The following is a 24946-nucleotide window of genomic DNA, read 5'->3' on the forward strand; positions in this document are numbered from 1 at the left end:
CCTTTCAGTCGGACGCCACCCTTCAGAAGGTACGCTCGCCGGCCAGCCAGGTGCCGAGCACCGTGATGTGCCTGAGTTTCCGCGGGTCCTCCGCGCGCGGGTCGGCCGACAGCCACACCAGGTCGGCGGCCTTGCCGGTGTCGAGGGCGCCGCGGTCGGACTCGGCGAAGGCCTGGTAGGCCACTCCCGAGGTGTACGCCGTGAGCGCGTCCGCCACCGAGAGCCGTTCACCGGGCGTCCACGCGTCGCCGGAGCCGTCCAGGGTCTGCCTGGTCGTCGCGACCTGGATGCCGAGCAGCGGTTCGTGCGAGCTGACCGGCCAGTCGCTGCCGAACGAGAGCGGGGCGCCGAGCGCGCGCAGCGTCTCCATCGGGTACTGCAGGTCGGCCCTGGAGGGCCCGAGCCTGGGGACGGTCAGCTCGGTCTGCAGCGGGTCGAGCTGCGCCCAGAGCGGCTCGAAGTTGGCGATCACTCCCAGCTCGGCGAAGCGGGGCAGGTCGGCGGGGTCGACGAGCTGGGTGTGCGCGATGACGGGGCGGCGATCCCACGCGGGGTTCTCCCGCACGGCTCTCTCGACGGCGTCCAGCGCGGCCCTGACCCCGCCGTCGCCGATCGCGTGGATGTGCACCTGGAATCCGTCGGCGTCGAACGCGGTCACGGCCTCCGACAGCGCGTCCGGCTCCCAGACGGGCATGCCGCAGGAGTGCGGCACATCCACGTACGGCTCCAGCATGGCCGCCGTGCCGCCCTCGATGACGCCGTCGGCGAAGAACTTGACGGTGGCGGCGGTGACGAGCGCCGTCCGCGCCTCGGCCACCTGGGTGCGCAGCGCGGAGAAGGGGGCCCGCTGGGCCCGCCAGGTGTCGGGGTCGGCGCGGAAGGCGAGGTTGGCGCGGAAGCGCAGCGCGCCCCGCCGCGCCGCCTCCAGGTAGGCCGCCACCATGGGCGGCTCGACCCAGGCGTCCTGCACCCAGGTGATGCCCGCGGCCGCCATGGTCCTGCTCGCCTCGGCCAGGCCCTCGACCAGTTCGTCGAGCGACTTGGCGGGCACCAGGTCGAGGACGAGGTCGCAGGCGTGCCATTCCCTGAGCGTGCCGAGCGGGCTGCCGTCGGGCCTGCGGAGGATCCAGCCCAGCCGGGGATCGGGCGTCGAAGGGCCGATCCCGGCCCGCTCGAGGGCCGGGGTGTTGCACCAGACGGTGTGGTAGTCGTAGGCGCGCAGCACCACGGGCCGGTCGGGGACCGCCTCGTCCAGCCAGCGCGCGTCGAACTCGCCGAGGGGGGCGAGGGAGGGGTCGTAGCTGCCGCCGACGATCCACTCCAGCGAGGGATTCTCGGCCGCGTAGCGCCCGACCTCCGCGACGATCTCGGCCACCGTGGTCAGGCCCTTGATCTGTGGTCCCTGTGCCTCAAGGCCGCCGAACAGCGGGTGCGCGTGCCCGTCGCCGAAGGACGGCATGAGGAAGCCGCCCTCCAGGTCCACCACGGTGGCGCCGGCGGACGGTCGTGGGACGATCCTTCCGCCAGAGACGGCCAGCGAGGCGGTCGTCTCCGTTCCCGTCCAGATGGTTCCGTTGGTGAAGAGCAGGTCAGGCACGGGTGGCTTCCTCCGTGGTGAGCTGGGCGTAACGGGCGGGTTCGCGGCGGCGGATGCGCAGGGCGAGCAGCGCGCCGAGCGCGAAGACGAGGGGGACGGGCAGGATGAGCAGCGCGTTGACGGTCCCCGTCGCCCCCGTGATGAGCTCGAAGTTGGCCACGACGAGGACGATGATCACCGCGAGCAGGACGAAGGCCGAGAAGGGCGCGACGAGCACGCGTCCGGCGCCGAAGCCCCTGCGGTCCTTCCTGAAGAAGGCGACCACCGACAGGGCGGCCAGCGCCTGCAGGGCCATCACGCCGATGATGCCGGTGCCGTTCGTCCACAGGAAGATCACGGTGTAGGGGTCGGATCCGGCGAGGATGCCCGCCACGACGACGAGCACGGAGAGCACGACCTGCGTGACCACCGCGACGTACGGCGAGCCGTTGTGCGCGGAGATCCTGGCGAGCGGCCTGGGCAGCACGCCTTCGCGGCCGAGGGCGAAGAAGTAGCGGGTGGAGGCGTTGTGGAAGGCCAGTGCGGCGGCGAAGCAGCTCGTCACGATCAGCAGGTGCATCGCGTCCGCCGCCCACTTGCCGGCGAAGGAGGCGGTCGCGGTGAAGACCATGTCCGCGCCGCCCTCGCCGTTCGCCACCTCGACGGCCTTGTCCACGCCGTAGGCGTTGATGATCATCCAGACCGTGAAGGTGTAGAAGAGCGCGAGGAAGGCCACCGCGGCGTAGGTCGCCTTCGGGACCGTCCGCTGGGGGTCGCGGGCCTCCTCCGCGTAGATCGCGGTCGCCTCGAAGCCGATGAAGGCGCCGATCGACAGCACGAACATGCCGCCCGCGCCGCCGGAGAACAGCTCGGCGGGGTTGAACGGCCGCAGCGACACCCCGCCGCCGTTGACCAGCACCGCCACCTCGAAGACCAGCAGGATCAGCACTTCGAGCGCGAGTGCGACACCCAGCACCTTCGCGCTGAGCGTGATCTTCAGGTAGCCGAGCACACCCACGGCCGCCACGCACAGCAGCGTCCACGCCTGCCACGGCACGTCGATCCCGAAAACGTCGGACATCGTCGAGGCGGCGAACACCCCGAAGGCGGCCATCAGCCCGATGCCGATCAGGTTGTAGGAGATGACCGCGACGTACGCCGAGCCGAGGCCCGTCGCCTTGCCCAGGCCCCTGCCGATGTAGGCGTAGAAGGCGCCCGCGTTGCGCACGTGCCCGCTCATCGCCGTGAACCCGGCCGCGAACAGGCCGACGACCACGCCCGACAGCAGGTAGCCGAGCGGGGCGGCGACGCCGCCGATGCCGATCGCCAGCGGCGCCACCCCTGCCATGACGGTGAGGGGAGCGGCCGCGGCCACGACGAAGAAGACCAGGTCAGCGGTGCCGATGGCATTGCGTGACAGAGACATGGCCGGCTCCGAAACTAAAGGCGTTAGTTTGTTGGTGGGACGGTACTCGAAGGGGGCACGTGATGGGAAGACCGCGGCGGCCGATCCTGAGCAGGGAGGGCATCTTCGCCGCTGCTCTGGCGCTCGTGGACGAGGAGGGTTCCGAGGCGCTGACCGTGACGCGCCTGGCCAGGAGGCTCGGTGTCCAGGCCGCTTCGCTCTACAACCACGTCTCGGGCCGCGAGGAGATCGTGGAGGGGGTCCGCGACCTGGTCGTGGCGGAGATGGACGTGGCCGCGCTGGACGGGGAGCCGTGGCAGGAGGCGCTCGCCGTCTGGGCCAGGTCGTATCTGGCCGCCTTCGCCCGCCATCCGAACACCGCGAAGCTGCTGTCCACGACCACGATCAGGTCGCCGGGAACGCTGGCGATGTACGAGCGCGCGGTCGCGCTGCTGGAGCGGGCCGGCTGGCCGAGCGATCAGGTGGTGGCGGTGTTCACCGCGATCGAGTCGTTCGCGATCGGGTCCGCGCTCGACCTGGCGGCGCCCAGCGTCATGATCGATCCTTCGTCGCAGGAGTTGCCCCTGCTGTCGGTGGCGCTGAAGGGCACGCCGCCCGAGCGCGCGATGAGCGCCTTCGAGCTGGGGCTCGCGGCGCTCATCAGCGGGCTGGACGAACGTCTGAGACGCTCGCGCCAGTGAATGGAGGGCTCAGAAGGCGCTTATCGTCGCGGGCGCGCGCTCGGCCCTGCTCAGCGCGCGGATCACCGCCGTCGGCCCGTGCCGGTGGACGGCCAGGCGGGCCAGCAGGTCGACCACCGGGTCGATGACGTCCTGCGGCAGGTCGGGTGTCGGGATGCCCACGCTCGCGGCCAGGTCGTCGGAGTGGACGACGATCTCCATGAGCCTGGTGAGCAGGAAGTCGTCGAGCGTCAGCGACCACTGCGCCCACGGCAGGCCGACCACCCTGTCGGCGGGCTCGGCGCGCAGGGCGGGCGCGAGCGCGTCGAGGTCGGCCTGCGCGCGTGTCACCAGCGGGTCCGGCCCCTCGGCCGCGGCGTCCTCGCCGCCGCGCCTGATGCTCACGTTGGACTCGTGCCCGAGACCCGCCGTGACCCAGGCGGAGCGGGCGTAGTGCTCCCTGAGCGGGAGGGCGGGGCCGTTCGGCTCGGTGGCGAGAGTGGGGCCGACCCTGAAGATCTGCTGAGCGAGGTGGCCGGCCAGGCCCGCCACGCTGAACTCGGTGAGCGCGCTGGGCTTGGCCCAGGCCGCCGCCACCGCCTGGTCGCGAAGCAGCGTCACCGCTGAGGCCGCCGCCGTCAGATACAGCTCCCTGATTTCAGCCACGACCGCGATCCTACTCACGAGCCGGAAATGCCGCCCTTCGGGTGGTCAGGCGGTGACCCTGGCCAGGACGACGCCGCCCACGATCAGCGTCAGCGCGGCCATGCGGCCCACGCTGACCGGGTCGTCGTTGAGCACGATGCCCAGCGTGATCGCGCCCACCGCGCCGATCCCGGTGAAGACGGCGTACGCGGTGCCGACGGGCAGCGTGTCCATCGCCTTCGACAGCAGCCAGACGGCCGCCGCCATCAGCACCAGGCAGATCGCCGTCGGCACCGGCCTGGTGAAGTTCTGGGTCGGCTTGATGCTCTGCGACCAGGCGACCTCGACCAGGCCGGCCATCGCGAGATAGGCCCAGTTCACCGTCCCGCCTCCTTCCTCGCCCTGGCCACCGACTCCAGGTGCCTGTCGCGCAGGTGCGCCAGCCCCGGGTCGATCAGCGAGTTCACCAGTTCGGCGGTGATGAAGGTCACGTCGGACACGGCGAAGTGGCCGGCGAAGAAGTCGCGCAGGTACCGCTCCTGGTGGTCGACGGCCTCCTTGGGGGTCCCGGGACCGTAGGCGCCGCCCCGCGCGCCGGTCACCACGAACGAGCGCCCCTCGAGCGACATCTTGGGGAAGGTGATCTGGTCGAGCCAGGCCTTCAGCGCCGAGGGGATCGAGTAGTTGTACATGGGCGTGCCGATCAGGATCACGTCGGCCGCGACCACCTCGGCGAGCAGCGGCTCGAGGATCGCCCACGCCCGCTCCTGCGCCGGGGTGCGCACCGCCTCGCGGTAGCGGTCGATCTCGATAATCCCGTGCGCCAGCACGTGGTCGCACAGCTCCGTCCAGGCCTCATCGATGTGCGGGACGGGCGCGGCGGCCAGGTCCCGGTAGGTGTAGCCGCCGTCGGGGTGGGCGGCGCGCCAGCTGTCGGCGTAGATCCGGGACAGCTCGCGGGAGAAGGACGCACGCCGGGCGCTGGAGTCGAGATGCAACAGGTTCATGGACAGCTCCTTAATAACCGGACACAATGTCCACTTGCACGCTACCCGACAACCGGACACCATGTCCATATGGAGAGAGCCGACGCCGCCCGCAACCGCGCCAGGATCCTCGAGGCCGCCGCGGGCCTCTTCAGAACCAAGGGCGCGCCGAACGTCACCATGGACGACATCGCGAAGGCGGCGGGCGTCGGCAGGGGCACCCTCTACCGGCGCTTCCCCGACCGGGCCTCGATCGCCATGGCCCTGCTCGACGAGCACGAACGGGTGCTGCAGGAGAAGCTGATCCGCGGCGAGCCGCCGCTCGGCCCGGGCGCGCCCCCCGCCGAGCGCCTGGCCGCCTTCTACGCGGCCATGGTCGAGCTGCTGGAGGAGCACGCCCACCTGGTGCTCGGCTCTGAGGTGGGCCGCTCCCGCTTCGAGACGGGGGCGTACGGATTCTGGCGCGTCCACGTCAGAGCGCTGCTGGACGGCGTGCGGGACGCCGACGCGCTGGTCGACACGCTGCTGGCGCCCCTGGCCCCGGACGTCTACAGCTACCAGCGCGAGGTGCGGGGCCTGACGCCGTCACAGATCACGGCGGCGCTGGGACGTCTGGCCTGCGTCGCGCTCACGTGACGGCGGGCGGCGAAGTCCTGCTGGAGCACGCGTGAGGGACGGGCGGCCACCGGTGACGGACGGTGGCCTTGACCCGGGCTTGCCGTACGGGAAAAGAGGATCAGCCGAACAGGGCGGAGACGGACTCGCCCTCGTGGATGCGGCGCATGGCCTCGGCCAGGGCAGGGGCCACCGACAGCACGTGCAGCTTGGCGTCGGGCTTCGGCTCGGGGATCGGAACGGTGTTGGTGCAGACGATCTCCAGCACCTCGTCGAGCTCGCTGAGCCGCTCCACCGCACCCGCGGCGAACAGCCCGTGCGTGCAGGCGATCCTGATCGAGTTGACCTCGCGCTCGCGCAGCCGGTCGAGGAGCTCGATGACGGTGGTGCCGCGGGCGATCTCGTCGTCGAGGACGATGACGTCCTTGCCCCTGACCTCGCCGATCACCGAGCTGATCGTCACCTTGTCGTCGCTGAGGCGCTGCTTGGCGCCCATGGCGACCTCGGCACCGAGGAGCCTGGCGAAGGCGGCGGCCTCCTTGGCGTTGCCGAGGTCGGGGGAGACGACGACGGTGTTGGACAGGTCGTACTGGCGGAAGTGGGCGGCCAGCTCGCGCAGCGCGTGCAGGTGGTCGACGGGGACGCTGAAGAAGCCGTGCACCTGCGGCGAGTGCAGGGTCATCGCGAGCACCCTGTCGGCGCCGGCGGCGACCATGAGGTCGGCGACCAGTCGGCCGCCGATGGAGATGCGCGGGGCGTCTTTCTTGTCCGAGCGGGCGTAGGCGTAGTGCGGCATCACGACCGTGGTGCGGGCGGCCGAGGCGCCGCGCGCCGCGTCGATCATGAGCAGCAGCTCGACCAGGTGCTCCTGCACGGGCGGCACGAGCGGCTGGATGAGGAAGACGTCACGTTCGCGGCAGTTGGCCTGCAGCTGGACTTCCAGGCAGTCGTTGGCGAACCGGTGGAGGCGGACGGGATGCAGGGGAGTGCCGAGGTGGGCGCAGATCTCCGCGGCCAGCTGGGGGTGGGCGCTGCCGCTGAAAACAGTGATGTCTCGCACGTCAGGCCACCCTACAGAGGCAGCCTCCGCAACGGCTCGTCGGTCAGCCGGTGGACGGTCCACTCGTCCATCGGGACCGCCCCGATCGACTTGTAGAAGTCGATGGAGGGCTCGTTCCAGTCGAGGACGGACCACTCCAGCCGGTCGTAGCCGCGCTCCACGCAGATCCTGGCCAGCTCCTTCATCAGGGCCTTGCCGTGACCGCCGCCCCTGGCCTCCGGGCGGACGTAGAGGTCCTCCATGTAGATGCCGTGGGTGCCGCGCCAGGTGGAGTAGTTGAGGAACCAGAGCGTGTAGCCGACCACGCCCCCCTCGTGCTCGGCGACGAGCCCGTACAGGGCGGGACTGGGGCCGAAGAGGGCGGTCTCGAGCTGCTCCCTGGTGACACGCACCTCGTGCAGGGCCTTCTCGTAGTCGGCGAGCTCGCGGATCATGGCGATGATCTCGGGGACGTCCTGGACAGTCGCTGTACGAATCACGCGCGCAGCCTACCCGCGTGTTAACGTCACCCTTCGTGACGGAGAGCATCTACGTCGGCCACGCGGCGGCCGACGCCCTCGGCGACAGGGGCTGGCTGCTGGGACACTTCAAGCCTGAGGACGATGTACGGCACAGCCAGGACGTCGAGATCAAATGGGGCGTCCATCCCAAGGGTGACGAACGCGCCCAGTGGGTGCGCGGCGAGAAACGGACCGCCCTGCTCGTGCTGATCAGCGGCCGGTTCCGGATGGAGTTCCCCGGCCGCAGCGTGGTGCTCGACCGGCAGGGCGACTACATCATCTGGGGCGTGGGAGTCGACCACTCCTGGGTGGCGGAGGAGGAGTCGGTGGTGATGACCGTCCGCTGGCCCTCGGTGGCCGGCTACGCCGTCCCTTAGATCTCACACACGTTCATGCGATGCGCTTGACCCTGGACTGGGCAATTATCGGCACATGGGGATCATTTCGCGTGGCTTCCGCGGCAGGCAGCGGGACGGCGACGGCCGCCTGCCGCCAGGCCAGTACCAGGTACACGACTTTCCCGTGCTCTCCGCGGGACCCACGCCCAGGATCGAGCGGGACCAGTGGGAGTTCACCATCGACACCGAGGCCGAGCAGACCCACCGCTGGTCGTGGCAGGAGCTGATGGCGCTGCCGCAGGAGAGCCCGACGGTCGACATCCACTGCGTGACCAAGTGGTCGAAGTTCGACACCACCTGGCAGGGCGTCTCGCTCGACGTGCTCTTCGAGGACGTCGAGACCTCGGCGGAGTACGCGCTCGTCCACTCCTACGGCGGCTACACCACCAACCTGCCGCTGGAGGACCTGCTCGACGGCAAGGCGTGGATCTGCCACCGCTTCGACGGCGAGGAGCTCGAGCCCCAGCACGGCGGCCCCGCCAGGCTGGTCGTGCCGCATCTCTACTTCTGGAAGTCGGCCAAGTGGGTGCGCGGCATCAGGCTGCTGAACGAGGACTGGCCCGGTTTCTGGGAGACCGCGGGCTACCACCACTACGGCGACCCGTGGCGCGAGCAGCGCTACGAGGGTGATTAGGTGGCGGCGCGCGCGGCTGACCGCCGCGCGCGAGGAGACCCCGACCGCGCGCACGCTGGTCTTCGAAGTGGCCGACTGGCCAGGTCACCTGGCAGGTCAGCACGTCGACGTACGGCTGACCGCGCCCGACGGCTACACGGCGCAGCGCAGCTACTCCCTGGCCGCCCCCGAGGGCGTCGAGCTGACCGTCGAGGGACTGCCCGATGGCGAGGTCTCGCCGTACCTCGTCGACGAGCTGACGGTGGGCGACGAGATCGAGCTGCGCGGGCCGGTCGGCGGCTGGTTCGTGTGGCGGCCCGCCGTCACGACGCCGGTGCTGCTGGTGGCGGGCGGCTCGGGGATCGTGCCACTCATGGCGATGATCAGGGCCAGGCGGCTGATGGGCGGCGAGACGCCGTTCCATCTGGTCTACTCGCTGGGCGAGCCCGCCCGCCGGTACTACGCCGCCGAGCTGGACACGCCCGAGCCGTGGCTGACCATCACCTGGGTCCACACCAGGGTCGCGCCGCACCGCAGGATCACCAAGGACGACCTGCCGGGCCCTGGACCCGACGTGTTCGTGTGCGGGCCGACCGGCTTCGTCGAGGCCGCCGCCGACCTGCTGCTCGACCTCGGCCACGACCCCGGGCAGGTCAGGACCGAGCGTTTTGGAGGCTGACATGCACCTGGACGGCAACGCACTCGCGGGACCGCTGAGCGAGATCTTCGCCGTGGACCTCACCTCGGCGGTCGGCACCTGCGCCGCCTGCGGCCTGAAGGGCCCCATCGCGGCGCTGATGGTCTACGACGCGGGCCCCGGGCTCGTGGCCCGCTGCCCGGGCTGCGAGGAGGTGGTGATGCGCCTGGTCAGAGGGCCTCAGGAGGCCTGGCTCGACCTGCGGGGAACGGTGTCGCTGCGCATTCCGCTCCAGTAGTACTCCAGCACGTCCACTTCGAAGCCCTCGGGGAAGCGCTCGACGAACTCCCTGGCCCTGGTGCCGCCGTGGCGCTCGTAGAAGGCGACGGCGGGCCTGTTCTCCTTGAGCACTTCCAGGTAGAGCTCCTGGCCCGCCGCCCTGTCGAGGGCGTGACGCAGTAGCACGCCGCCGATCCCCGACCGCTTGAGCCGGGGATCGACGTGCAGGTTGTCCAGCAGGACCCGCCCGTCCTCGGGGATGAGATAGGCGAACCCCGCGATGGCCGTGCCGTCGTCGGCGACCAGCAGCTCGCCCTTGGCGCCGTTGACCAGCCTCTCGTGCCACATGGCCGCCTGCTGCGCCTCGACGGGCCCGTCGAGGTAGTCGGCGGGGAAGATCTCCGCGTAGGCCGTGCGCCAGCTCCTGGTGTGCAGCGCGGCGATCCGCTCCGTGTCGGCGGCGGTGCCCTCTCTGATGTCCACTCATGAATTGTCGGGGCTTGTCCCTGTGGTCACGACCATGACGCCTCAGGCCTGGGAGCGATCCGGTCGGCACACCGTTCCCCGAGGGGGCAAGCGCAGGTCGATGAGGTAACGGTTGGCGTGGGCGATCGTGCACGCGTCGCCGGTGAGGTACAGCCCGTGCCCGTGCCCCTCGAAGCGGACCGTCGACGACCCCGGCACCCGCGTCGCCAGGTCGGCGGTGTCGGCGTAGTCGGTCCACGTGCCCGCGCCGAGGAACGGCGGCAGTCCCGCCGTGGGCAGCGGCGCGGCCGGGTTCTGCACCGGCAGCGGCCAGCCCACGCAGCCGAGCCGGTGCCAGACCACGTTGCCGGCCAGGTTCGGCGACAGGCGCTCGCCGAGCTTCCTGACGCTCCGGTAGTCGGCGTAATCGCGGAAGCGGTAGCCGTCCAGGCAGTGGGTCATGTTCATCCCGACGAAGGCCATGGGCTTCGGGCTGCCGATCCCGGCCCCGACGTACCCGGCGAAGCCCGAGGCGTCCCCCCGCTCGGCCCTTTCGATGCTCTCGGACAGCTCCTTCCACCTCGCGTGGTCGGCGCCCGGTGAGATCAGGTGCGGAGCGGCGGCGATCTGCAGGTCGAACCCGCTGTAGGCGATCTCGCGCGCCGGGATCGGCGAGCGGTCGGCGGCGGCGAGCAGCGCGCGCCACGCCGCACCCGCGTCGCGTCCGTGCAACGCGCACGCGGTGCTGGACGCGCACCAGGTGACGAAGCGGCCGAACTGCGCCTCCATGACCGTGTGGCGGTCGTTCCTGCCGACCTGGTTCACGATGCCGTCCAGGTACATCGCCCTGATCCTGCGGGGGAAGAGCCTGGCGTAGGCGTAGGCGGGCACGCCGCCGTAGGAGGTGGCGACGAAGCTGAGCCGTTCCTCGCCGAGCGCGGCGCGGACGGCGTCGATGTCCCTGGCGACGGAGGCCGAGTCGAGGTGGCCGAACAGCTCGGGGTCACGGGCCGCGCACCGCAGCGCGGCGGCGCGGTTCGCCCTGCCCAGCTGGTCGTACGCGCGCTCGTCGCGGGGCAGCGTCAGCCACGGACCCTTCTCCAGGCACTCGGAGGAGAAGATCTCCAGCGCGGGCGAGTTGCGCGGCGTGAAGCTGACCACGTCGAACCGCCTGCGCAGGTGCGCGAAGCTGCCTCCCGACTTCTCCAGGTCGTCGACGCCCGAAGCGCCGGGGCCGCCGGGGATGGAGAAGACGGTGCCGATCCTGCGGCCCGTGCCCGTCGTGGCGAGCCTGGCCACAGGCAGGCTGATCTTCCGGCCGCCGGGCTCGTCCCAGTCCACCGGCACCTGGACCGAGCCGCACTCCATGTCCTCGCGGCACGGCTTCCAGTCGATGGCGGACGCCGCGCCGGCGGGCTGGGCGACGACCACCGTCGCCACCAGCACGCCGGTGGCCGCCAGCCCCGCGACCAGCGGCCTGGCCCTGCGCCCGCGCACGACGATGGCCACCGCGCCGGCCATCATCGCAACGACCGGATAGGCGACCAGCACCGCGGCCGCGGCCAGTGGGGGCAGCAGGTCGCCGCCTCCGACGATCAGGTACGCGCCGATCCGCGAGCCCCACGGGCTCGGCAGCGTCATTGCGGCGGTCGGCAGCACGAACACCAGCATGATCAGCACCACCAGCGAGCCCGCCGTGGAGCGCAGCACCGTGCCCACGCCGAGCCCGACCAGCGCCACCAGCGGCACCGACGCGCCCGCGAGCGCCACCTCGGCCAGCACGCCGGGCTCGGACAGCGAGGCCCCCAGCGTCTGCCCGCTCAGCAGCACCCGGCCTGCCCGGTCGCCCAGGACGGCCTGGGTGGCGACGTGCATCCCGAAGGCCAGCACCTCACCGGAGACCAGCCCCACCACCAGCAGCATCGGCACCTTGGCGCACAGCAGCACGAGCCGCCTGGGCACCGCCACCAGGCTCGTGTCGTGCTCGGCCGTCATGGCCAGCGCCCCGAGCGCGCCGAGCACGAAGTACGCCACGGGCAGCCCGGTGCCCAGCCCGGCGCCGAGGTTGTCGAAGCGCAGCTGGTCGGCTCCCGTCTGGTTGTCGAAGCCGCGCGTGACCATGAAGGCCGCCCCCGCGCTCAGGAACACCGCGAGCAGCGACGAGGCGAGCAGGTAGAAGTTGGAGCGCAGCGACCTGAACTTCAGCCACTCCGCCAGCACCGCGTCGATCATCGGAACTCCACGCTTCCCTCGGTCAACTCCATGAACGCCTCCTCGAGCGACGCCCCGCGCGGGGTCAGCTCCCGCAGCGCGATCCCCTGGGCCAGCGCCACCTCGCCGATCCGTGCGGGGTCGAGCTCCGCCACGTCGAGCGCGTCGTTCTCCCGCGCGACGGTCGCCCCGGCGGCCCGCAACGCGCGCGCCAGCCGTTCGGGCTCGGCGGCCCGGACGAGCACGCCCCGCTGGAAGCGCTCCACCAACGCGGTCATCGTGGTGTCCGCGATCAACCTGCCTCTGCCGACCACCACCACGTGGTCGGCCGTGACCGCCATCTCGCCCATGAGGTGGCTGGAGACCAGGACCGTGCGTCCCTCGGCGGCCTGCGCGCGCATCAGCTCGCGGATCCACCGCACCCCCTCGGGGTCGAGCCCGTTGACCGGCTCGTCGAACATCAGCACGGGCGGGTCGCCCAGCAGCGCCACCGCGATGCCGAGCCGCTGTTTCATACCGAGCGAGAACCCGGCGATCCGCTTGCTCCCCACCCCCGCGAGTCCCGCGAGCTCCAGCACCTCGGTCACCCTCCTGCTCCCGATGCCGTTGCTGCGCGCGACGCAGGCCACGTGCGCCCGCGCGCTGCGCCCTCCGTGGACGGCTCCCGCGTCCAGCAGGGCGCCCACCTGGCGGAGCGGCCGGGGATAGGCGGTGTAGGGGCGGCCGTCGATCAGCGCGGTGCCGCCGTGTGGGGTCTCCAGCCCGAGGACCGCGCGCATGGTGGAGGACTTGCCCGCCCCGTTCGGTCCGAGGAAGCCGGTGACCTTCCCCGGCTTCACGGTGAACGTCAGGTCGTCGACCGCGACGGCTCGGCCGTACCTGATGGTCAGCGCGTTTATTTCGATCACCCCTCCAGGCTTTCGCGCGCTCGCGCGCCGCACAGTGGGGCTGGACCTACTCTTCAAGATGTGAGGCTGTTGGTGAACGCGGTGACCGGCGTGGCCGCTCTGGCCCTGCTGCTCGCGCTGCCGTTCGCGCGGCGCAGGGTGCTGGCGGCGGCCCGCAGGCTCGCCGGGTCGGACCCCGGTGACCTGCGGCTGGTCGCCTGGCTGTTCGTGCACGGCGTGACGGGCCCGGCCGCGCTCTTAGGGGTCGCGGTGGTGCTCTCGGCGGTCGGAGTGATCTGGACCCTGCGCACGGCCGAGGCCTCGATGGCCGTGACGTTCACCCTGTCGCTGTCGATGCTGGCCATCGTGGTGTTCGCCGCCGGCTTCGGCTACCTCGCCACCAGGGCCCAGGCCCGCCTCGCCGACCTGCTCCTGCGCCCCGACCCCCGCGTCAGGGAGCTGGCCGACGCGCAGGCCGCCGAGCTGCGCAGGATCGAACGCGACCTGCACGACGGCGCGCAGGCCAGGCTGATCTCCATCAGGATGACCCTCGGTCTCGCCAGGTCCGCGCGGGATCCGAGGGAGCTGATCGAGGAGGCGTGGGAGTCGGCCGGCCAGGCCCTCACCGACCTGCGTGACCTCGTGCGCGGCATCCACCCGCCGGTCCTCGCCGACCGGGGGCTCGTCGGCGCCATCCAGGCCGCCGCGCTGCTGTGCCCCGTTCCGGTACGGCTCGACCTGGAGCTGGACGGCAGGCCCGAGGCGCCGGTGGAGTCCGCCCTCTACTTCGCCGTCACGGAGGCGCTGTCCAACGTGGCGAAACACAGCGGGGCGCGCTCCGCCTGGGTGCGCCTGGCGCACTCCGGCGGCGTCCTGCGCCTGACCGTCGGCGACGACGGCCGCGGTGGCGCCGATCCTCGCGCGGGCACCGGCCTGCGCGGCATCTCCCGCAGGCTGTCCGCCTTCGAGGGCACACTGACCGTCCACAGCCCCCCAGGCGGGCCGAGCGAACTCACCATGGAGCTGCCGTGCGCGTTGTCATCGCCGAAGATCTCGCCCTCCTCAGGGACGGGCTGATCCGCCTGCTGACGACGCACGGCTTCGAGGTGGCTGCGGCGGTCGACAACGGCCCGATGCTGCTGGCCGCGCTGCTGCGGCACCGCCCCGACGTGGCGGTCATCGATGTACGGCTGCCGCCCACCCACACCGACGAGGGCCTGCGCGTCGCGTTGGAGGCCCGCCGCAGGATGCCTGGGCTGCCGGTGCTGATCCTCTCCCAGTACGTCGAGCAGCTCTACGCCAGGGAACTGCTGTCCGACCGGTCGGGCGGGATCGGCTATCTGCTGAAGGACAGGGTGGGTGACGTCGAGCAGTTCGTCGACTCCGTGAGGAGCGTCGCCGCCGGTGGCACCGCGCTCGACGCGGAGGTCGTCAGCCAGCTCCTGACCCGCCGCGACGACCGCCTGGCCGCGCTGACGCCGAGGGAGCGCGAGGTGCTGGCGATGATGGCCGAGGGCCTGTCCAACCAGGCCATCGCCGGCCGGTTGGTCGTCACGGACAAGGCGATCGGCAAGCACACCTCGAACATCTTCGCCAAGCTCGGACTGCCGCCCGACGACGACCTGAACCGCCGGGTCATGGCCGTCCTGGCGTACCTGGAGGCCTGATGGACCTGGGGGCACTCGGCGGAGGAGCTTGAGGCGCGGTTCCGTTCGGGATGGCGCGGCACCACGGTGTCGACCTCGTGGACGAGGTCGAGCGCAAGTGGCCGGTGTGGAATCCCGAGTGGAAGGGCCGGTATGCGTAAGGGGCTCATGCCGGTGGCAGGAGCCCCTTACGTCGACGTCGTGGCGTCGTTCAGTGCTGGCTGATGAAGGTCACGATGCGACATGCCGGTCGGCTGGCAAACGTGATCTCAGAGCCGGAAAAGCTTGGGGTACGGCGCGCTGATGCGCAGTTTCTCGGTGCCGAAGTCGACAAGGACCGCGACGTCTTCTTCGACGCCGATGACCAGGCCAAGGCCGTATTTGTCGTGGCTCACCCGGTCCTGCAGCGCGAACTGCTCGACGGGAGGCAGGGGTGCGGCAGGTCGGTTGAAGGGACTGCCAGGCAAGGGGCGACGGGCTGCTCTCGTGGGCTTCATCCTTACCAGTATGCGCCTGCTCAGCCGATAAAGGCGAACTTCCGGCGAGTCAATCTCGGCGATCGGGTTGGTTCGGCCCGTGCGGGGCAGGTCAGAGGGTTCGGCTGCTCCTGCCGTACCGGTCTTTTTGCTTCCGCGGGGGCGCGGGTAGATCTATTGCCGCGACCGCGGGCGGCAGCCGGGCTTCGATGGCAGGCGAATGCGGAAGATCCCTGATATGGCACGCTACGGAACTCAGTTCGGTCCTGACCTCACCTTCCTCGGCGTGGAGCGGTGTGACTGGCAGGATCCCTCGACGTACGCCGACGCCGACGTGGTCATTCTCGGCGCGCCGTTCGACGGGGGCACCTCCCACCGGCCCGGCACCCGGTTCGGCCCGCAGTTCATCCGGCAGAGCTGCTATCTGCCGCAGGACGGGTCGCGGCCGTCGCTGGCGATGCGGGTCGACGGGCTGCGCGATCTGAAGGTGTACGACGCGGGCGACGTCGAGATGTACTCGGGCGACGCCGAGCGCTCGGTGCGCGACCTCCAGCACGCGGTCCACACCGTGACGTCGAACGGGGCGATCCCGCTGACCCTCGGCGGCGACCACACCATCGCGTGGCCCGACGCCGCGGGGGTGGCCCAGCATCTCGGGCAGGGCCGCGTGTCGATGATCCACTTCGACGCGCACGCCGACACAGGGAACATCACGTTCGGCTCCCTGATCGGGCACGGCCAGCCGATGCGGCGGCTGATCGAGTCGGGCGCGCTCCGCGGTGACCGGTTCCTGCAGATCGGGCTGCGCGGGTACTGGCCCGAGCCCGACACGCTGAACTGGATGGCCGAGCAGGGGATGCGCTCCTACGAGATGAGCGAGATCGTCGCGAGAGGGCTCGAGGAGTGCCTGACCGAGGCCTTCGCCATCGCCACCGACGAGTGCGACGGAGTCTTCCTGTCCGTGGACATCGACGTGTGCGACCCGGGACACGCCCCGGGCACCGGCACCCCCGAGCCCGGTGGGCTGACCGCCCGTCAGCTGCTGGACTCCGTCCGTCGCATCGCCTACGAGCTGCCCGTGGTCGGCGCCGACGTGGTCGAGGTGTCCCCGCCGTACGACCAGGCCGACATCACGTCCTTCCTGGCCAACAGGGTCGTGCTGGAGACGCTGACGGGCATCGCGCGGCGCCGCCGTGACCTGGCGGACGGCACCCGCTGGGACCCGAGGCTTCCCCTGCTCGCGGACCGGCCCGACCACAGGCCCGCGAGCGGCGACTGACCCGAGAACCGGCCGGTCCCGCTGCCGAGCTTTCTCGAACAGTCTCCTGGCGTTCTGACCGCGGCGTGGTGCTTCCCCCGGGGGTGGTGTCGGGGGGCGCGCTCCCCACCGAGCTGAAGGTGACAGATCGGGCGCTGCCATGGAGGATGAGCGGCCAAAGAATCTAGGAGGTTGTGAATGGCGCTGTCTCCGCCCGACGTCGACGCCATTTTCCGGTCCGGTTCGAGGTACGGCTGGCCGAACGGCGCCACAGCAGAGATCGAGGTCTTGGACATCGGCACGGTGAACCTGCCCACCGGCCGACTCGTCGCCCGGGACAACGACGGCTGGATTCCCGATCCAGAAAGCGCGGACGAAACCCCTAGGGAAGGGGAGGGCGCCTGACCTCGGTGCCCTCCCCTTGCTCATGGGCGGTGGCCGGGCTTGTCGACGATCTGGGTCTCCAGCTGGGCGGTCCATGTGAGGGGCGTGCCTGCCCTGACCGTGCCGACCTTGTCGCTGGGGAAGGTTCTGTCGGCGATGGCCTCGCCGTACGTTCCCAGGAACCGGTAGTCGTCCGAGCTGACGACGATCTCCGAGCGCTGCCACTGGCCGGTGTAGGCGAACGCCACGCCGTGGCGGCCGGCCGCGTCGACGGCGTCCTGCTTGACCGTGACGCCGTCGATCATCGGGAGCGCGCGGAACAGCGCGGCCCGTACCTCAGGCGGGAGCGCCTGCTCGCTCATGAGCTGGGAGATCGCCTGGAAGACCCGCTGTTGCCTGCTCGCGCCCTCGTCGAACGGCGACGCGGGGGTGGCGTCGACGACCGCCTCGATCCTGGCCAGCGACCCCTCCGGAGTGACGGGGCTCTTGGCCAGGTCGGCGGCGGTGATGCCGGGGCCGGCCTCGTGAATGACGAGCTTGCCCTCCCCGTCGTCCAGCGCGGTCTGCTTGCCGTCCAGGCTGTGCCACGTCTCGAGGGTCATGCGGCTGTCGCGATCGACCTCCGGGTGCGGCTCGTTGAGCAGCGGAGCGATCGTCCCCTTCACGTACAGCCATTGACCGGGCGAAGGGGTGACGTCGTAGGCGGCGTAGGGGTCCGTCTCGGCGCTCTGGGCGGCTCGTTCTCCCAGCTCTTGGGCGTTGGCGACGGTGACCGTGTCCGGCCGGCCGGCACCCTGGACCACCTCCAGGCCCGCGACGAGTGCCAGGGCCGCCGCGGCGGCGACCACGAGCCGCCACGCGAGGCGCGGCACACGTGGCGCGCGCCGCCGTACCGGCTCGGGAGTGGGCTCGTGCATCGCCAGCAGCAGGCGGGCGCGGGCCGCGTCCGCCGCCTCGCGAGTGATCACCGGGGTGGCGGAGCGGAACTGCTTGATCTCGTTCATCAGGAGGCCTCTCTCGTCGGATCGTCGCCGCCGAGGGCGGCCCTGGCCTTCTTGCGCGCCCGGTGCAGGCGGGAGCGGACGGTTCCGATCGGCACGCCGAGCGCCGACGCCACCTCCTCGTAGGCCAGCTCGCCCCAGGCCACCAGCAGCAGCACGTCACGGTCGCCTTTCGACAGGCCCGCCAGCGCCCCCGCGAGACGGCGGTCCTCCTCCTGCGCCGCGACGCGGCCGACCACCGCGTCGGCCATCGGCTCGGGCAGCGGGTCCGTGCCGGTACGGCTCAGCGCGCGCAGGAACCGCTCCTCGTCGTGCCGGTGCCTGGCGATGAGGGTGGTCGCGATGCCGTACAGCCATGGCCTTGCCAGCCGCCGCGTGAGGTCGTAGGACGCGCGGCGGCGGAAGGCGGTCAGGAACGTCTCAGCGGCGATGTCGTCGGCCGCCTGGGTGCCGAGCCGTCTGGCCACATAGCGGTGGATCTGCTGGATGTAGCGGTCGAACAACCCCGCGAACTGCTCGGGGTCGTCGTGTGACCGGCGGATGAGCTCGGCGTCGTCCGCCTCTAGCGTCTCCACCGGTTGCGGTTGTGTCATGCCTGCTGTCTCCCGATGGCGGCGTTCGGGTTCTCACCGCGCGCACAGGGCTCACGGGATCGGTTGGTCGCTGAGCCGGCAGCCGCGGGGTCGCTCGGGGCGCTCGTCGGTCCAGCCGGCCTCGGGCGCCCATGCCTGGTAGTGAAAGACCGTCCCCTTGGCCAGCCCCTCGGTGCTCTCGGCCGCGGTGGCGACGTGGGAGGCCAGGACGGTGCCGGTGCGCGGGTGAAGGATGGTGGTGTACCGCTCCGCCACCTCGTCGTCGGCGCCGAACTCGGCAGAGTATCCCTCGCTCTTCACGAAGGTGACCTCGAGGCCCTGACGGCCCAGGGGGTCGGAGATGGAGCCGCGCACCTTGGTCGTCGGCAGCCCGGCGAGCAGGCGCAGGGCGGCTGCCCTGACCGAGGGGCTGACCGGCAGCTCCAGCAGGACCGCGGCTCTGGGGAGGAACTCCTCGAAGCTTTCCCGCGCCCGGGCGCTCTCGCGGGCCTTCCAGTAGGCGCGCAGTCTCTCCCGCAGCAGGACGGCGTCGGCGGGCAGCGTCTCGAGGTCGGCGAGGGTCAGCTCGCCCAGCCGGCGGTCGCCGAGCACGCCGCCGGGTTCGGCCGCGCGGGTGTAGAGGCAGCCCGAAGGCTTGGATCGCAGCCGCAGCTTGACGCAGTCGGCCGCGCGGGTGCCCGGCGGGCACACCCGCTGGACGGTGGCCGGAGCGCCGGCCGCCCGCCACGCGCGCTCGTCGGCAGGGGTGGCGGGACGGACGAACGGGTCCCACCGCTCCACCTGGACGGGATCGCGGGGGTCGCGTGGCTGCCAGAGGTCGATCCGACCCGAGGAGAGCACGTTGAACGTCTGGTCACCCGCTCTGACCCGGGTCAGCCCGTTGTTGAGCAGCGGCCTGCGCCAGTAGGCGCCGCGGTCGTCCGGCAGCTTCGCCACCTCGTCGGCCAGCCTGAGCAGGGACTCGTTGCCCCCTGCGGGCACGAGCGCGGGCGCGGGCACGGGGGCCAGGCTCGACACCAGCGTGACGACGGCCATGACGACGGCGATCGTGGCCGCGGCCGTGCCCAGGGTCCATGCCCAGACGAGGCCGCGCCGTCCCGACCGGCGTGGCCGTACCGGCTCCTGGCGGGCGGCGGCCAGCCGGGCGCGGGCCCGCTCGACCACCTCCGCCGACGGCGGGGGAGCGTCGGGCAGTGCCCGGGCCAGGAGGGTCAGCTCATCCATGGGTCTCCTCCAGGGGGTTCACGTCGCCGAGTGCCTTGCGGAGCTGCTTGCGGGCCCGGTTGAGCCTGGAGGCGACCGTCCCCGCGGGGATCTTCAGGGCGGCGGCGACCTCGGCGTGGCTGAGGCCGCCGAGGACGCTCAGCAGCACCACGTCCCGGTCCCCGCGGTTGAGCGCGGCCAGCGCCCCCGCCAGCGGGCCGACCAGCTCGCCCGCCGCCACGCGGGCCAGCGCGGCGTCCTCGTGGCTGTGCTCCGAGCGCTCGGCCGTCCGGCTGAGCGCCTTCCACCTGCGGATCTCGGTACGGCGGTGCCGCGAAATGAGGTGGGTGGCGATGCCGAACAGCCACGGCCGGACCCCGCCGCGCGAGGCGTCGTACCCGCCCCGGTAGGCCGCCAGGAACACCTCGGCGGCCAGGTCGTCGGCGGTGTCGTCGGACAGCCGCCTGGCGATGTAGCGGTGGATCTCGGCGAAGTGCGCGTTGAAGATCTCCTCGAAGTGGACCCGGAGGTCGGGCGGGTCGGCCAGGTCAGGTGGAACGGCCATGCAGGCATCTCCGCTAGGTCAGGTGACGATGGTCGCCCCTACTTGCCCGAAGGGCCGAAATGCTTTCACGCCTGCCGAAGGAACGAGGGCACCGGCGGGCTATGCCACCGCTGCTCCAGTCCCCGGAGGCTATCCTGCGCGCATGTCGATCAGGAGCGCAGGAAGCGATGCGGAATTGGCCGTGACCGCAGCGCAGGCGGGAGCCGCCGTGGTGCGCGGCATGTACGGGGCGCCGCTGATGCGGTTCGAGAAGTCCGCCGGTGACTTCGCCACAGCCGCTGATCTCGAAGCGGAGAAGGTCATCCTTGATGTCATTCGAACCGCACGGCCAGATGATGCGGTGACGGGCGAGGAGAGCGGACGCGCGGGCGCGGACGGCGCGGAGCGCATGTGGCTGGTCGATCCCTTGTGCGGCACGCTGAACTACGCCGTACGGAACATGCTGGTCGCCGTGAACGTCGCGCTGCGTGTGGGGTCTGACATCACGGCGGCGGCATCAGCCGACCCGTTCACCGCAGAGGTGTTCTGGACGGACGGTGAACGCGCCTATGTCCGGAGCGACGGCGTGGACGAGGAACTCATGCCGTCGCCCGACTCGCGGCTGGTGGATGTCAACCTGGATCCACCGTTCCCCAGCGAACCGGGCTTCCGGGCGGTTCGCCTGCTCGCCGACACCGAATTCGTCCAGCGGTTCCGGCCACGTGTCGTCTCCACCACCCTGGCCGTGGCCTGGGTCGCCGCCGGCCGTCGAGCCGCATACGTCACCGATGGCCATCTCCGCGACAGCGTGCACTTCGCCAGCGGAATCGCCCTGTGCCAAGCCGCCGGCTGCCTGGTGACCGGCCTCGACGGCCGACCACTGCACACCGGTGGAGGCGGGCTGGTCGTGGCGGCCGACGAGGAGACGCACACGGCATTGCTGCAGATGATCAGCAGGCAGGTGACACTGGTGGAGCTCACGGCAAGCTCGACGGCTGAGGGTCGGCCTTCACGCGTGGTTGGCGCGGCAGGCGAGGCCAGTGGATGATCAGGGGACACGCTGTCCTCCAGGATCGCCATGGCGCGGCGGTAGAGCGCCGCGGCCTCCGCGCTGTCGCCCTGATCCTTCCTGAGCAGCGCCAGGTTGTTCAATGTCGGAGCCAGCTCGGCGTGCGCGGCGCCGCGCACGCGCAGCGCGGCCTGGATGCTCCGCAGCGGCCGGACGCGCTCGGTCGTGGCCCGGCCCCGTCCGGCCAGGGTGAGCGCCTCGTTCAGGACGCGGACGGCCCGCGCCAGGTCGCCGAGGTGCCGGCGCAGACCGCCCTCCATGAGCAGGATCCCGGCCAGCGCCTCCGGCATGCTCGCGGCCATGCCGCTCTCGATCAGCAGCGTGCGGGCCCTGACGGCGCGCCGCAGGGAGGTGGCGTATCCCTCGGCGTCGCGGTGATGTGCCGCTTCGGTGCGGAACCGGACGAGGTCCTGCTCGGTGGCCATCTGTGCCGGGGCTTTCAGGCGGGGACCAGGACGGTCCCGCGGTGGTTCCCGGTGAGCGCCGGTGCCGGCGGTGTGCGCATGTGCTTCCCCCGATGCCTGTGGTTCTCAGCTGCGGGGGGACGGCGACGCCGTCCCTCTCCGCAGCTGTTTGTAGGCGAATTGGGTTGCTAGTCCCTTTCGTCAGGCTTGCAGGAGCGGGTCGCGGGGTTCACTGGCGGGTTATCTTGACGTCGTCGACGCCCGCCTCCACCAGGCTCGCCCCCGAGGCGTCGGCGGCCTCGATCAGGATGCGGACGGTCTGTCCCGCGTACGCCGAGATGTCGGCGGTGGACGCCGCCCACCCGCCGTCACGATCCGAGGCGGCTCCCAGCTGCTGGAACACCGTGCCGGTCGGGCTGCCCACGACCTTCACCCTGAAGAGGTCGGCGCCGGAGGCGTTGCTGCCGTGCGCCAGGTACCACGAGAACGACACCCTCAGCACGCCACTGGACGGCAGCGTGATGGGCGGCGACTGGATCGAGGAGAGCCCGCCGTCGAGGTCGTACGCTCCTGCGCTCGAGCCTGCCAGCCGTCCCGTGACCAGGTCGTTGACGCCGCTCACCGTCGTGCCGAGCTGCTTGGTCCCGCTGGAGGTTGTGGCCTCGGGGTCACCGCGCTCCCAGAGCCCGGTGGTGGCGGTGTCGGTGCCGTTCGGGTTGGCGGTCCAGCCCGTGGCGGTCTCGAAGTCGTCCGACCAGACGATCTCCGGCGGTACGGCGGTGCCGAGCGTCCAGACGGCGTGGGCCACCGCGTCGGCGTTGCGGTCCAGCGCCGTGTCGTTGATGTTGCTCGCGGTGTCGCACGCGCGGTGGTAGCAGGGGTCGAAGGCCTGCCCCGCGGTTCCGCCCCAGAGCTGGGCCTGGGCGCTGGACTTGATGCCCTCGGCGCCGGTGAAGGTGCCGCCCGCGGGGATGCCGCGCGAGATGAACGGCCCGTAGTCCGAGCGGCCGTCGAAGTCGGTGCCCCTGGTCGGCACGCCGATCGAGGCGAAGTAGTCCTGCAGCGTCCGCTCCAGCTCGGCCGAGCCTGCCGGGCCGGGGCCCGCCCCGACGCCGTCGGAGTTGTCGCCGTCGTAGACGAAGTAGCCGGCGTTGGGCGAGCCGACCATGTCGAAGTTCAGGTAGCCCTTGATCTTGGCGCGCTCGGTGGCCGCCAGGTTGGTGACGTAGAACGAGGAGCCGCGCAGGCCCAGCTCCTCCGCGCCCCACCAGGCGAACCGCAGGTGCTTGGTGGGCCGCAACGCCTGCCGTGACACCTCGAGCGCCGTCTCCAGGATCGCGGCGCTGCCCGAGCCGTTGTCGTTGATGCCCGGCCCAGCCGTCACACTGTCGAGGTGGGCGCCGACCATGAGGACGTCGTCCGGGTTGCCGCCGGGCCAGTCGGCGAGGACGTTGTAGCCCGTCGCGCCGTTGTAGGTGAACGACTGCAGCGTGGTCTGGAAGCCGGCCGCGTCGAGCTGGGCTTTGACGTAGTTGGCCGAGGCCAGGTAGCCGGGACGGCCGTGGGCGCGGTTGCCGCCGTTGCTGGAGGCGATGGACTGCAGTTGGCTGAGGTGGGCCTTGACGTTGGCCAGCGGGATGTCCGGTGCCGCCAGCCGTAAGGAGGCCGCCGAAGCGGTCGGGGTGAGGGTCGCGGCCAGCGCGAGCGCGGCGGCCACGGCAAGGATGCGGGACTTCATCGGGTTCCTCCGTGGGGGGTGGACAGAGGCGTGTGGTGCGCGGGAGGGCGGCTCCTGTGGGAGCCCGCCCTCCCTCACGGGTGTGGCTCAGCTCGCGGCGCTGCCCGTGGCCGCCCGTACGGCGGCGCGGGCCGTCGCCTCGGCCGTCCTGTCGGGCAGGTCGCCCGTGTCGAAGGAGTAGCGGGCGACGGAGTCGGCGATCGCGTCGGCGTTGACGTCCAGCGCGGTCGCGTTGACGTTGGCGATGGTGTCGCAGGCCTGGTGGTAGCAGACGTCGTAGGCGACGCCGGCCGTACCGCCGAACAGGGCCGCCTCCTCGGCGGTCTTGGGCTGCTCGGCGCCGGTGAAGATGCCGCCCGAGGGGATGCCGATCGCGATGAACGGGCCGTAGTCGGAGCGGCCGTCGAAGTCGGTGCCGACGGTGGGCAGGCTACGGCTGGTGAAGAAGGCCTTCAGCTGCCGCTCGATCTCGGCCGATCCGGGCGGCCCTTCAGGGGCGCCGGTGTTGTCGGAGTCGTCGCCGTCGTACAGCTTGTAGGCGTAGTTGGGCGAGGCCACCATGTCGAAGTTCAGGTAGAGCTTGATCCGGTCGCGCTCGGCCTGGGACAGCTTCTCGACGTACTGGTCCGAGCCGAGCAGGCCGATCTCCTCCGCGGCCCAGAAGGCGAAGCGCACCTTGTTGCGCACCGGGAAGACCTTCATCTGCAGGGCCGTCTCCAGGATGGCGGCGGTTCCCGAGCCGTTGTCGTTGATGCCGGGGCCCTCGGGCACGCTGTCGAGGTGCGCGCCGACCATCACGACGTTGTCCGGGTCGCCGAACCGGCTCTCGGCGATCACGTTCTCATCGGTGCCGAGCACGAGGTTGGCGTCGACCTTGAGCCGGATGGTGGCGCCGGGCGTGGCGGCCAGCGCGTTGCCGACGGCGAAGTCGGCGAAGACCATCGGGACCCCCGCGCGCCACTCGCCGATGTCGAGCGGGAACGCCTCGGTCCTGCCGGGCTGCCCCTCGTTGAAGACGATGATCCCGGACGCGCCCGCGAAGCCCGCGTTGCGGACCTTGGTGGCGAACGGGCAGGTACCGCGCTGGATGAGCGCGATCCGCCCCGCCACGAAGCCCGAGAAGTCGGACATCTCGCAGCCACTGGTCGAGCTCGGCGTCGGCGCGGGCGGCAGCGTCAGGTCCACGCCCTGCACCTGGGCGGTGACGTCGCCCGCGGGGGAGGGCTGGAAGGTGAAGAAGTCCTCGTTCGGCACGTAGGAGCCCAGCACCGGCGGGGAGTTCTCGGCCCAGCTCTCGACGAAGTTGATCGGCTGGAGCGTGACCTTGTATCCGGCCTTGCGCAGCTTGTCCGCCACGTAGTCGCGGGAGGCGTCGTAGCCGGACGTCCCGGCTGCGCGGTTGCCGCCGTTGGCGGTGGCGATGGACTGGAACGCGTCCAGATGTTTCTTGACGTTCGCGCCCTTGACCTGCTTGACCAGCAGCTGGGCGAAGACGTCGTCGACGGGGGTGGCGTCGGCGGGGGCGGCGGCCGAGAGGGGTAAGGCGAGGACCGCGGCCATGGCGACGGCCTTACGGAAGGACAGACGCATGAGGCTCCTCCAAGGGACCGGTGGCGTGCAAGATCCCCCGAGATCACGCCTCCTGGAACGTACCTCTTTTGCCCAATCGCGCC

28 protein-coding genes and 1 pseudogene are annotated in these 24946 nt (G+C 71.2%); 11 read left to right on the top strand and 18 right to left on the bottom strand.

Annotated elements, in window-relative coordinates:
• Positions 1-22: 22 nt before the first annotated feature.
• Together H4W81_RS39060 and H4W81_RS39065 are read right to left on the bottom strand one after the other, a co-directional pair.
• The gene (locus H4W81_RS39060; protein ID WP_192779395.1) at positions 23-1597 is read right to left on the bottom strand and encodes an amidohydrolase; all 1575 of its coding nucleotides are present in this window, start codon (positions 1595-1597) and stop codon (positions 23-25) included.
• The gene (locus H4W81_RS39065; RefSeq protein WP_192779396.1) at positions 1590-3002 is read right to left on the bottom strand and encodes an APC family permease; all 1413 of its coding nucleotides are present in this window, start codon (positions 3000-3002) and stop codon (positions 1590-1592) included. Before H4W81_RS39065 ends, H4W81_RS39060 begins: the two co-directional genes overlap by 8 nt.
• 62 nt (positions 3003-3064) lie before the next feature.
• Between H4W81_RS39065 and H4W81_RS39070 the strand changes: the two genes are divergently transcribed.
• Complete coding sequence (locus H4W81_RS39070) at positions 3065-3682, top strand: TetR/AcrR family transcriptional regulator C-terminal domain-containing protein (RefSeq protein WP_192779397.1); 618 nt, start codon at positions 3065-3067, stop codon at positions 3680-3682.
• Positions 3683-3691: 9 nt separating this feature from the next.
• Here the strand turns inward: H4W81_RS39070 and H4W81_RS39075 are convergent, their stop codons facing one another.
• Genes H4W81_RS39075 through H4W81_RS39085 form a run of 3 tightly spaced genes read right to left on the bottom strand, consistent with a single transcriptional unit; the run spans position 3692 to position 5313 of the window.
• Positions 3692-4327 carry a maleylpyruvate isomerase N-terminal domain-containing protein gene (locus H4W81_RS39075; protein WP_192779398.1) on the bottom strand — a complete coding sequence of 212 codons (636 nt, stop codon included), beginning with the start codon at positions 4325-4327 and terminating at the stop codon, positions 3692-3694.
• A gap of 45 nt (positions 4328-4372) precedes the next feature.
• Positions 4373-4687: a DMT family transporter gene (locus H4W81_RS39080; protein ID WP_192779399.1), complete on the bottom strand. Its 315-nt coding sequence runs from the start codon at positions 4685-4687 to the stop codon at positions 4373-4375.
• Entirely contained in the window at positions 4684-5313 is a 630-nt protein-coding gene (locus H4W81_RS39085; RefSeq protein WP_192779400.1) for an FMN-dependent NADH-azoreductase, read from the bottom strand. Before H4W81_RS39085 ends, H4W81_RS39080 begins: the two co-directional genes overlap by 4 nt.
• A gap of 69 nt (positions 5314-5382) precedes the next feature.
• Between H4W81_RS39085 and H4W81_RS39090 the strand changes: the two genes are divergently transcribed.
• Positions 5383-5928, top strand: a complete 546-nt coding sequence (locus H4W81_RS39090; RefSeq protein WP_192779401.1) for a TetR/AcrR family transcriptional regulator — start codon at positions 5383-5385, stop codon at positions 5926-5928.
• A 100-nt stretch (positions 5929-6028) separates the two neighbouring features.
• On the opposite strand, the gene H4W81_RS39095 is transcribed toward H4W81_RS39090, so the two are convergent.
• Positions 6029-6967, bottom strand: coding sequence for a ribose-phosphate diphosphokinase (locus H4W81_RS39095; protein ID WP_192779402.1), 939 nt, complete (start codon positions 6965-6967; stop codon positions 6029-6031).
• Between the two features lie 11 nt (positions 6968-6978).
• Positions 6979-7446 (bottom strand): GNAT family N-acetyltransferase, encoded by a 468-nt coding sequence (locus H4W81_RS39100; protein WP_192779403.1) that lies wholly within the window; start codon positions 7444-7446, stop codon positions 6979-6981.
• A 35-nt stretch (positions 7447-7481) separates the two neighbouring features.
• Between H4W81_RS39100 and H4W81_RS39105 the strand changes: the two genes are divergently transcribed.
• From H4W81_RS39105 to H4W81_RS39120, 4 genes are read left to right on the top strand one after another with little or no spacing between them, the layout of a single operon-like run.
• Complete coding sequence (locus tag H4W81_RS39105; RefSeq protein ID WP_192779404.1) at positions 7482-7844, top strand: cupin domain-containing protein; 363 nt, start codon at positions 7482-7484, stop codon at positions 7842-7844.
• 55 nt (positions 7845-7899) lie between these two features.
• Entirely contained in the window at positions 7900-8499 is a 600-nt protein-coding gene (locus H4W81_RS39110) for a sulfite oxidase-like oxidoreductase (protein ID WP_192779405.1), read from the top strand.
• Positions 8492-9157 carry a ferredoxin reductase gene (locus H4W81_RS39115; RefSeq protein ID WP_318782323.1) on the top strand — a complete coding sequence of 222 codons (666 nt, stop codon included), beginning with the start codon at positions 8492-8494 and terminating at the stop codon, positions 9155-9157. Before H4W81_RS39110 ends, H4W81_RS39115 begins: the two co-directional genes overlap by 8 nt.
• A 1-nt stretch (position 9158) precedes the next feature.
• The gene (locus H4W81_RS39120; protein ID WP_192779406.1) at positions 9159-9413 is read left to right on the top strand and encodes a DUF6510 family protein; all 255 of its coding nucleotides are present in this window, start codon (positions 9159-9161) and stop codon (positions 9411-9413) included.
• Here H4W81_RS39120 and H4W81_RS39125 read toward each other — a convergent pair.
• Genes H4W81_RS39125 through H4W81_RS39135 form a run of 3 tightly spaced genes read right to left on the bottom strand, consistent with a single transcriptional unit; the run spans position 9356 to position 12978 of the window.
• Positions 9356-9877, bottom strand: a complete 522-nt coding sequence (locus H4W81_RS39125) for a GNAT family N-acetyltransferase (protein WP_192779407.1) — start codon at positions 9875-9877, stop codon at positions 9356-9358. The genes H4W81_RS39120 and H4W81_RS39125 overlap by 58 nt on opposite strands.
• Before the next feature lie 45 nt (positions 9878-9922).
• A complete protein-coding gene (locus tag H4W81_RS39130; protein WP_192779408.1) occupies positions 9923-12091 on the bottom strand; it encodes an alpha/beta fold hydrolase in 2169 nt (722 codons plus the stop codon).
• Positions 12088-12978, bottom strand: coding sequence for an ATP-binding cassette domain-containing protein (locus H4W81_RS39135; protein WP_192779409.1), 891 nt, complete (start codon positions 12976-12978; stop codon positions 12088-12090). The genes H4W81_RS39130 and H4W81_RS39135 overlap by 4 nt, the downstream gene beginning before the upstream one ends.
• A gap of 60 nt (positions 12979-13038) precedes the next feature.
• On the opposite strand from H4W81_RS39135, the gene H4W81_RS39140 reads away from it, so the two are divergent.
• Positions 13039-14034, top strand: coding sequence for a sensor histidine kinase (locus H4W81_RS39140; RefSeq protein ID WP_318782325.1), 996 nt, complete (start codon positions 13039-13041; stop codon positions 14032-14034).
• The gene (locus tag H4W81_RS39145) at positions 13986-14624 is read left to right on the top strand and encodes a LuxR C-terminal-related transcriptional regulator (RefSeq protein ID WP_192779410.1); all 639 of its coding nucleotides are present in this window, start codon (positions 13986-13988) and stop codon (positions 14622-14624) included. Before H4W81_RS39140 ends, H4W81_RS39145 begins: the two co-directional genes overlap by 49 nt.
• A gap of 248 nt (positions 14625-14872) precedes the next feature.
• On the opposite strand, the gene H4W81_RS39150 is transcribed toward H4W81_RS39145, so the two are convergent.
• Positions 14873-15100, bottom strand: coding sequence for a hypothetical protein (locus H4W81_RS39150; RefSeq protein ID WP_192779411.1), 228 nt, complete (start codon positions 15098-15100; stop codon positions 14873-14875).
• A gap of 217 nt (positions 15101-15317) precedes the next feature.
• Here H4W81_RS39150 and speB point away from each other — a divergent pair, with 217 nt between their 5' ends.
• Positions 15318-16358 carry an agmatinase gene (gene speB, locus H4W81_RS39155; protein WP_192779412.1) on the top strand — a complete coding sequence of 347 codons (1041 nt, stop codon included), beginning with the start codon at positions 15318-15320 and terminating at the stop codon, positions 16356-16358.
• A gap of 177 nt (positions 16359-16535) precedes the next feature.
• Positions 16536-16742, top strand: coding sequence for a hypothetical protein (locus H4W81_RS39160; protein WP_192779413.1), 207 nt, complete (start codon positions 16536-16538; stop codon positions 16740-16742).
• Positions 16743-16762: 20 nt separating this feature from the next.
• Here H4W81_RS39160 and H4W81_RS39165 read toward each other — a convergent pair whose 3' ends face one another.
• The 4 genes from H4W81_RS39165 to H4W81_RS39180 are packed head-to-tail and all read right to left on the bottom strand — an operon-like array spanning position 16763 to position 20083.
• Positions 16763-17725 carry a CU044_5270 family protein gene (locus H4W81_RS39165; protein ID WP_192779414.1) on the bottom strand — a complete coding sequence of 321 codons (963 nt, stop codon included), beginning with the start codon at positions 17723-17725 and terminating at the stop codon, positions 16763-16765.
• Entirely contained in the window at positions 17725-18315 is a 591-nt protein-coding gene (locus H4W81_RS39170; RefSeq protein ID WP_192779415.1) for an RNA polymerase sigma factor, read from the bottom strand. Before H4W81_RS39170 ends, H4W81_RS39165 begins: the two co-directional genes overlap by 1 nt.
• Positions 18316-18366: 51 nt before the next feature.
• A complete protein-coding gene (locus H4W81_RS39175) occupies positions 18367-19539 on the bottom strand; it encodes a hypothetical protein (protein WP_192779416.1) in 1173 nt (390 codons plus the stop codon).
• Complete coding sequence (locus H4W81_RS39180; RefSeq protein ID WP_192779417.1) at positions 19532-20083, bottom strand: RNA polymerase sigma factor; 552 nt, start codon at positions 20081-20083, stop codon at positions 19532-19534. The genes H4W81_RS39175 and H4W81_RS39180 overlap by 8 nt, the downstream gene beginning before the upstream one ends.
• A 142-nt stretch (positions 20084-20225) precedes the next feature.
• Here H4W81_RS39180 and H4W81_RS39185 point away from each other — a divergent pair, with 142 nt between their 5' ends.
• Positions 20226-21110, top strand: a complete 885-nt coding sequence (locus H4W81_RS39185) for an inositol monophosphatase family protein (protein ID WP_192779418.1) — start codon at positions 20226-20228, stop codon at positions 21108-21110.
• 47 nt (positions 21111-21157) lie between these two features.
• Here H4W81_RS39185 and H4W81_RS50260 read toward each other — a convergent pair.
• The 3 genes and pseudogenes from H4W81_RS50260 to H4W81_RS39200 form a co-directional block, all read right to left on the bottom strand.
• Positions 21158-21433 (bottom strand): annotated as a pseudogene (locus H4W81_RS50260) (hypothetical protein); the annotation flags it as partial.
• Positions 21434-21764: 331 nt separating this feature from the next.
• Entirely contained in the window at positions 21765-23273 is a 1509-nt protein-coding gene (locus H4W81_RS49635) for a M28 family peptidase (protein WP_192779419.1), read from the bottom strand.
• A gap of 87 nt (positions 23274-23360) precedes the next feature.
• Positions 23361-24863, bottom strand: a complete 1503-nt coding sequence (locus tag H4W81_RS39200) for a M28 family metallopeptidase (protein WP_192779420.1) — start codon at positions 24861-24863, stop codon at positions 23361-23363.
• Positions 24864-24946 lie beyond the last annotated feature (83 nt).

The organism is Nonomuraea africana (genome assembly GCF_014873535.1).
GTDB classification, from domain to species: Bacteria; Actinomycetota; Actinomycetes; order Streptosporangiales; family Streptosporangiaceae; genus Nonomuraea; species Nonomuraea africana.

Excerpts from the sequence above, each read along its gene's own strand:
- H4W81_RS39065 (WP_192779396.1), bottom strand. The coding sequence starts at position 3,002 with ATGTCTCTGTCACGCAATGCCATCGGCACCGCTGACCTGGTCTTCTTC.
- H4W81_RS39070 (WP_192779397.1), top strand. The coding sequence starts at position 3,065 with ATGGGAAGACCGCGGCGGCCGATCCTGAGCAGGGAGGGCATCTTCGCC.
- H4W81_RS39085 (WP_192779400.1), bottom strand. The coding sequence starts at position 5,313 with ATGAACCTGTTGCATCTCGACTCCAGCGCCCGGCGTGCGTCCTTCTCC.
- H4W81_RS39090 (WP_192779401.1), top strand. The coding sequence starts at position 5,383 with ATGGAGAGAGCCGACGCCGCCCGCAACCGCGCCAGGATCCTCGAGGCC.
- H4W81_RS39110 (WP_192779405.1), top strand. The coding sequence starts at position 7,900 with ATGGGGATCATTTCGCGTGGCTTCCGCGGCAGGCAGCGGGACGGCGAC.
- H4W81_RS39120 (WP_192779406.1), top strand. The coding sequence starts at position 9,159 with ATGCACCTGGACGGCAACGCACTCGCGGGACCGCTGAGCGAGATCTTC.
- H4W81_RS39130 (WP_192779408.1), bottom strand. The coding sequence starts at position 12,091 with ATGATCGACGCGGTGCTGGCGGAGTGGCTGAAGTTCAGGTCGCTGCGC.
- H4W81_RS39150 (WP_192779411.1), bottom strand. The coding sequence starts at position 15,100 with ATGAAGCCCACGAGAGCAGCCCGTCGCCCCTTGCCTGGCAGTCCCTTC.
- speB (WP_192779412.1), top strand. The coding sequence starts at position 15,318 with ATGGCACGCTACGGAACTCAGTTCGGTCCTGACCTCACCTTCCTCGGC.
- H4W81_RS39160 (WP_192779413.1), top strand. The coding sequence starts at position 16,536 with ATGGCGCTGTCTCCGCCCGACGTCGACGCCATTTTCCGGTCCGGTTCG.
- H4W81_RS39165 (WP_192779414.1), bottom strand. The coding sequence starts at position 17,725 with ATGAACGAGATCAAGCAGTTCCGCTCCGCCACCCCGGTGATCACTCGC.
- H4W81_RS39170 (WP_192779415.1), bottom strand. The coding sequence starts at position 18,315 with ATGACACAACCGCAACCGGTGGAGACGCTAGAGGCGGACGACGCCGAG.
- H4W81_RS39175 (WP_192779416.1), bottom strand. The coding sequence starts at position 19,539 with ATGGATGAGCTGACCCTCCTGGCCCGGGCACTGCCCGACGCTCCCCCG.
- H4W81_RS39180 (WP_192779417.1), bottom strand. The coding sequence starts at position 20,083 with ATGGCCGTTCCACCTGACCTGGCCGACCCGCCCGACCTCCGGGTCCAC.
- H4W81_RS39185 (WP_192779418.1), top strand. The coding sequence starts at position 20,226 with ATGTCGATCAGGAGCGCAGGAAGCGATGCGGAATTGGCCGTGACCGCA.
- H4W81_RS49635 (WP_192779419.1), bottom strand. The coding sequence starts at position 23,273 with ATGAAGTCCCGCATCCTTGCCGTGGCCGCCGCGCTCGCGCTGGCCGCG.
- H4W81_RS39200 (WP_192779420.1), bottom strand. The coding sequence starts at position 24,863 with ATGCGTCTGTCCTTCCGTAAGGCCGTCGCCATGGCCGCGGTCCTCGCC.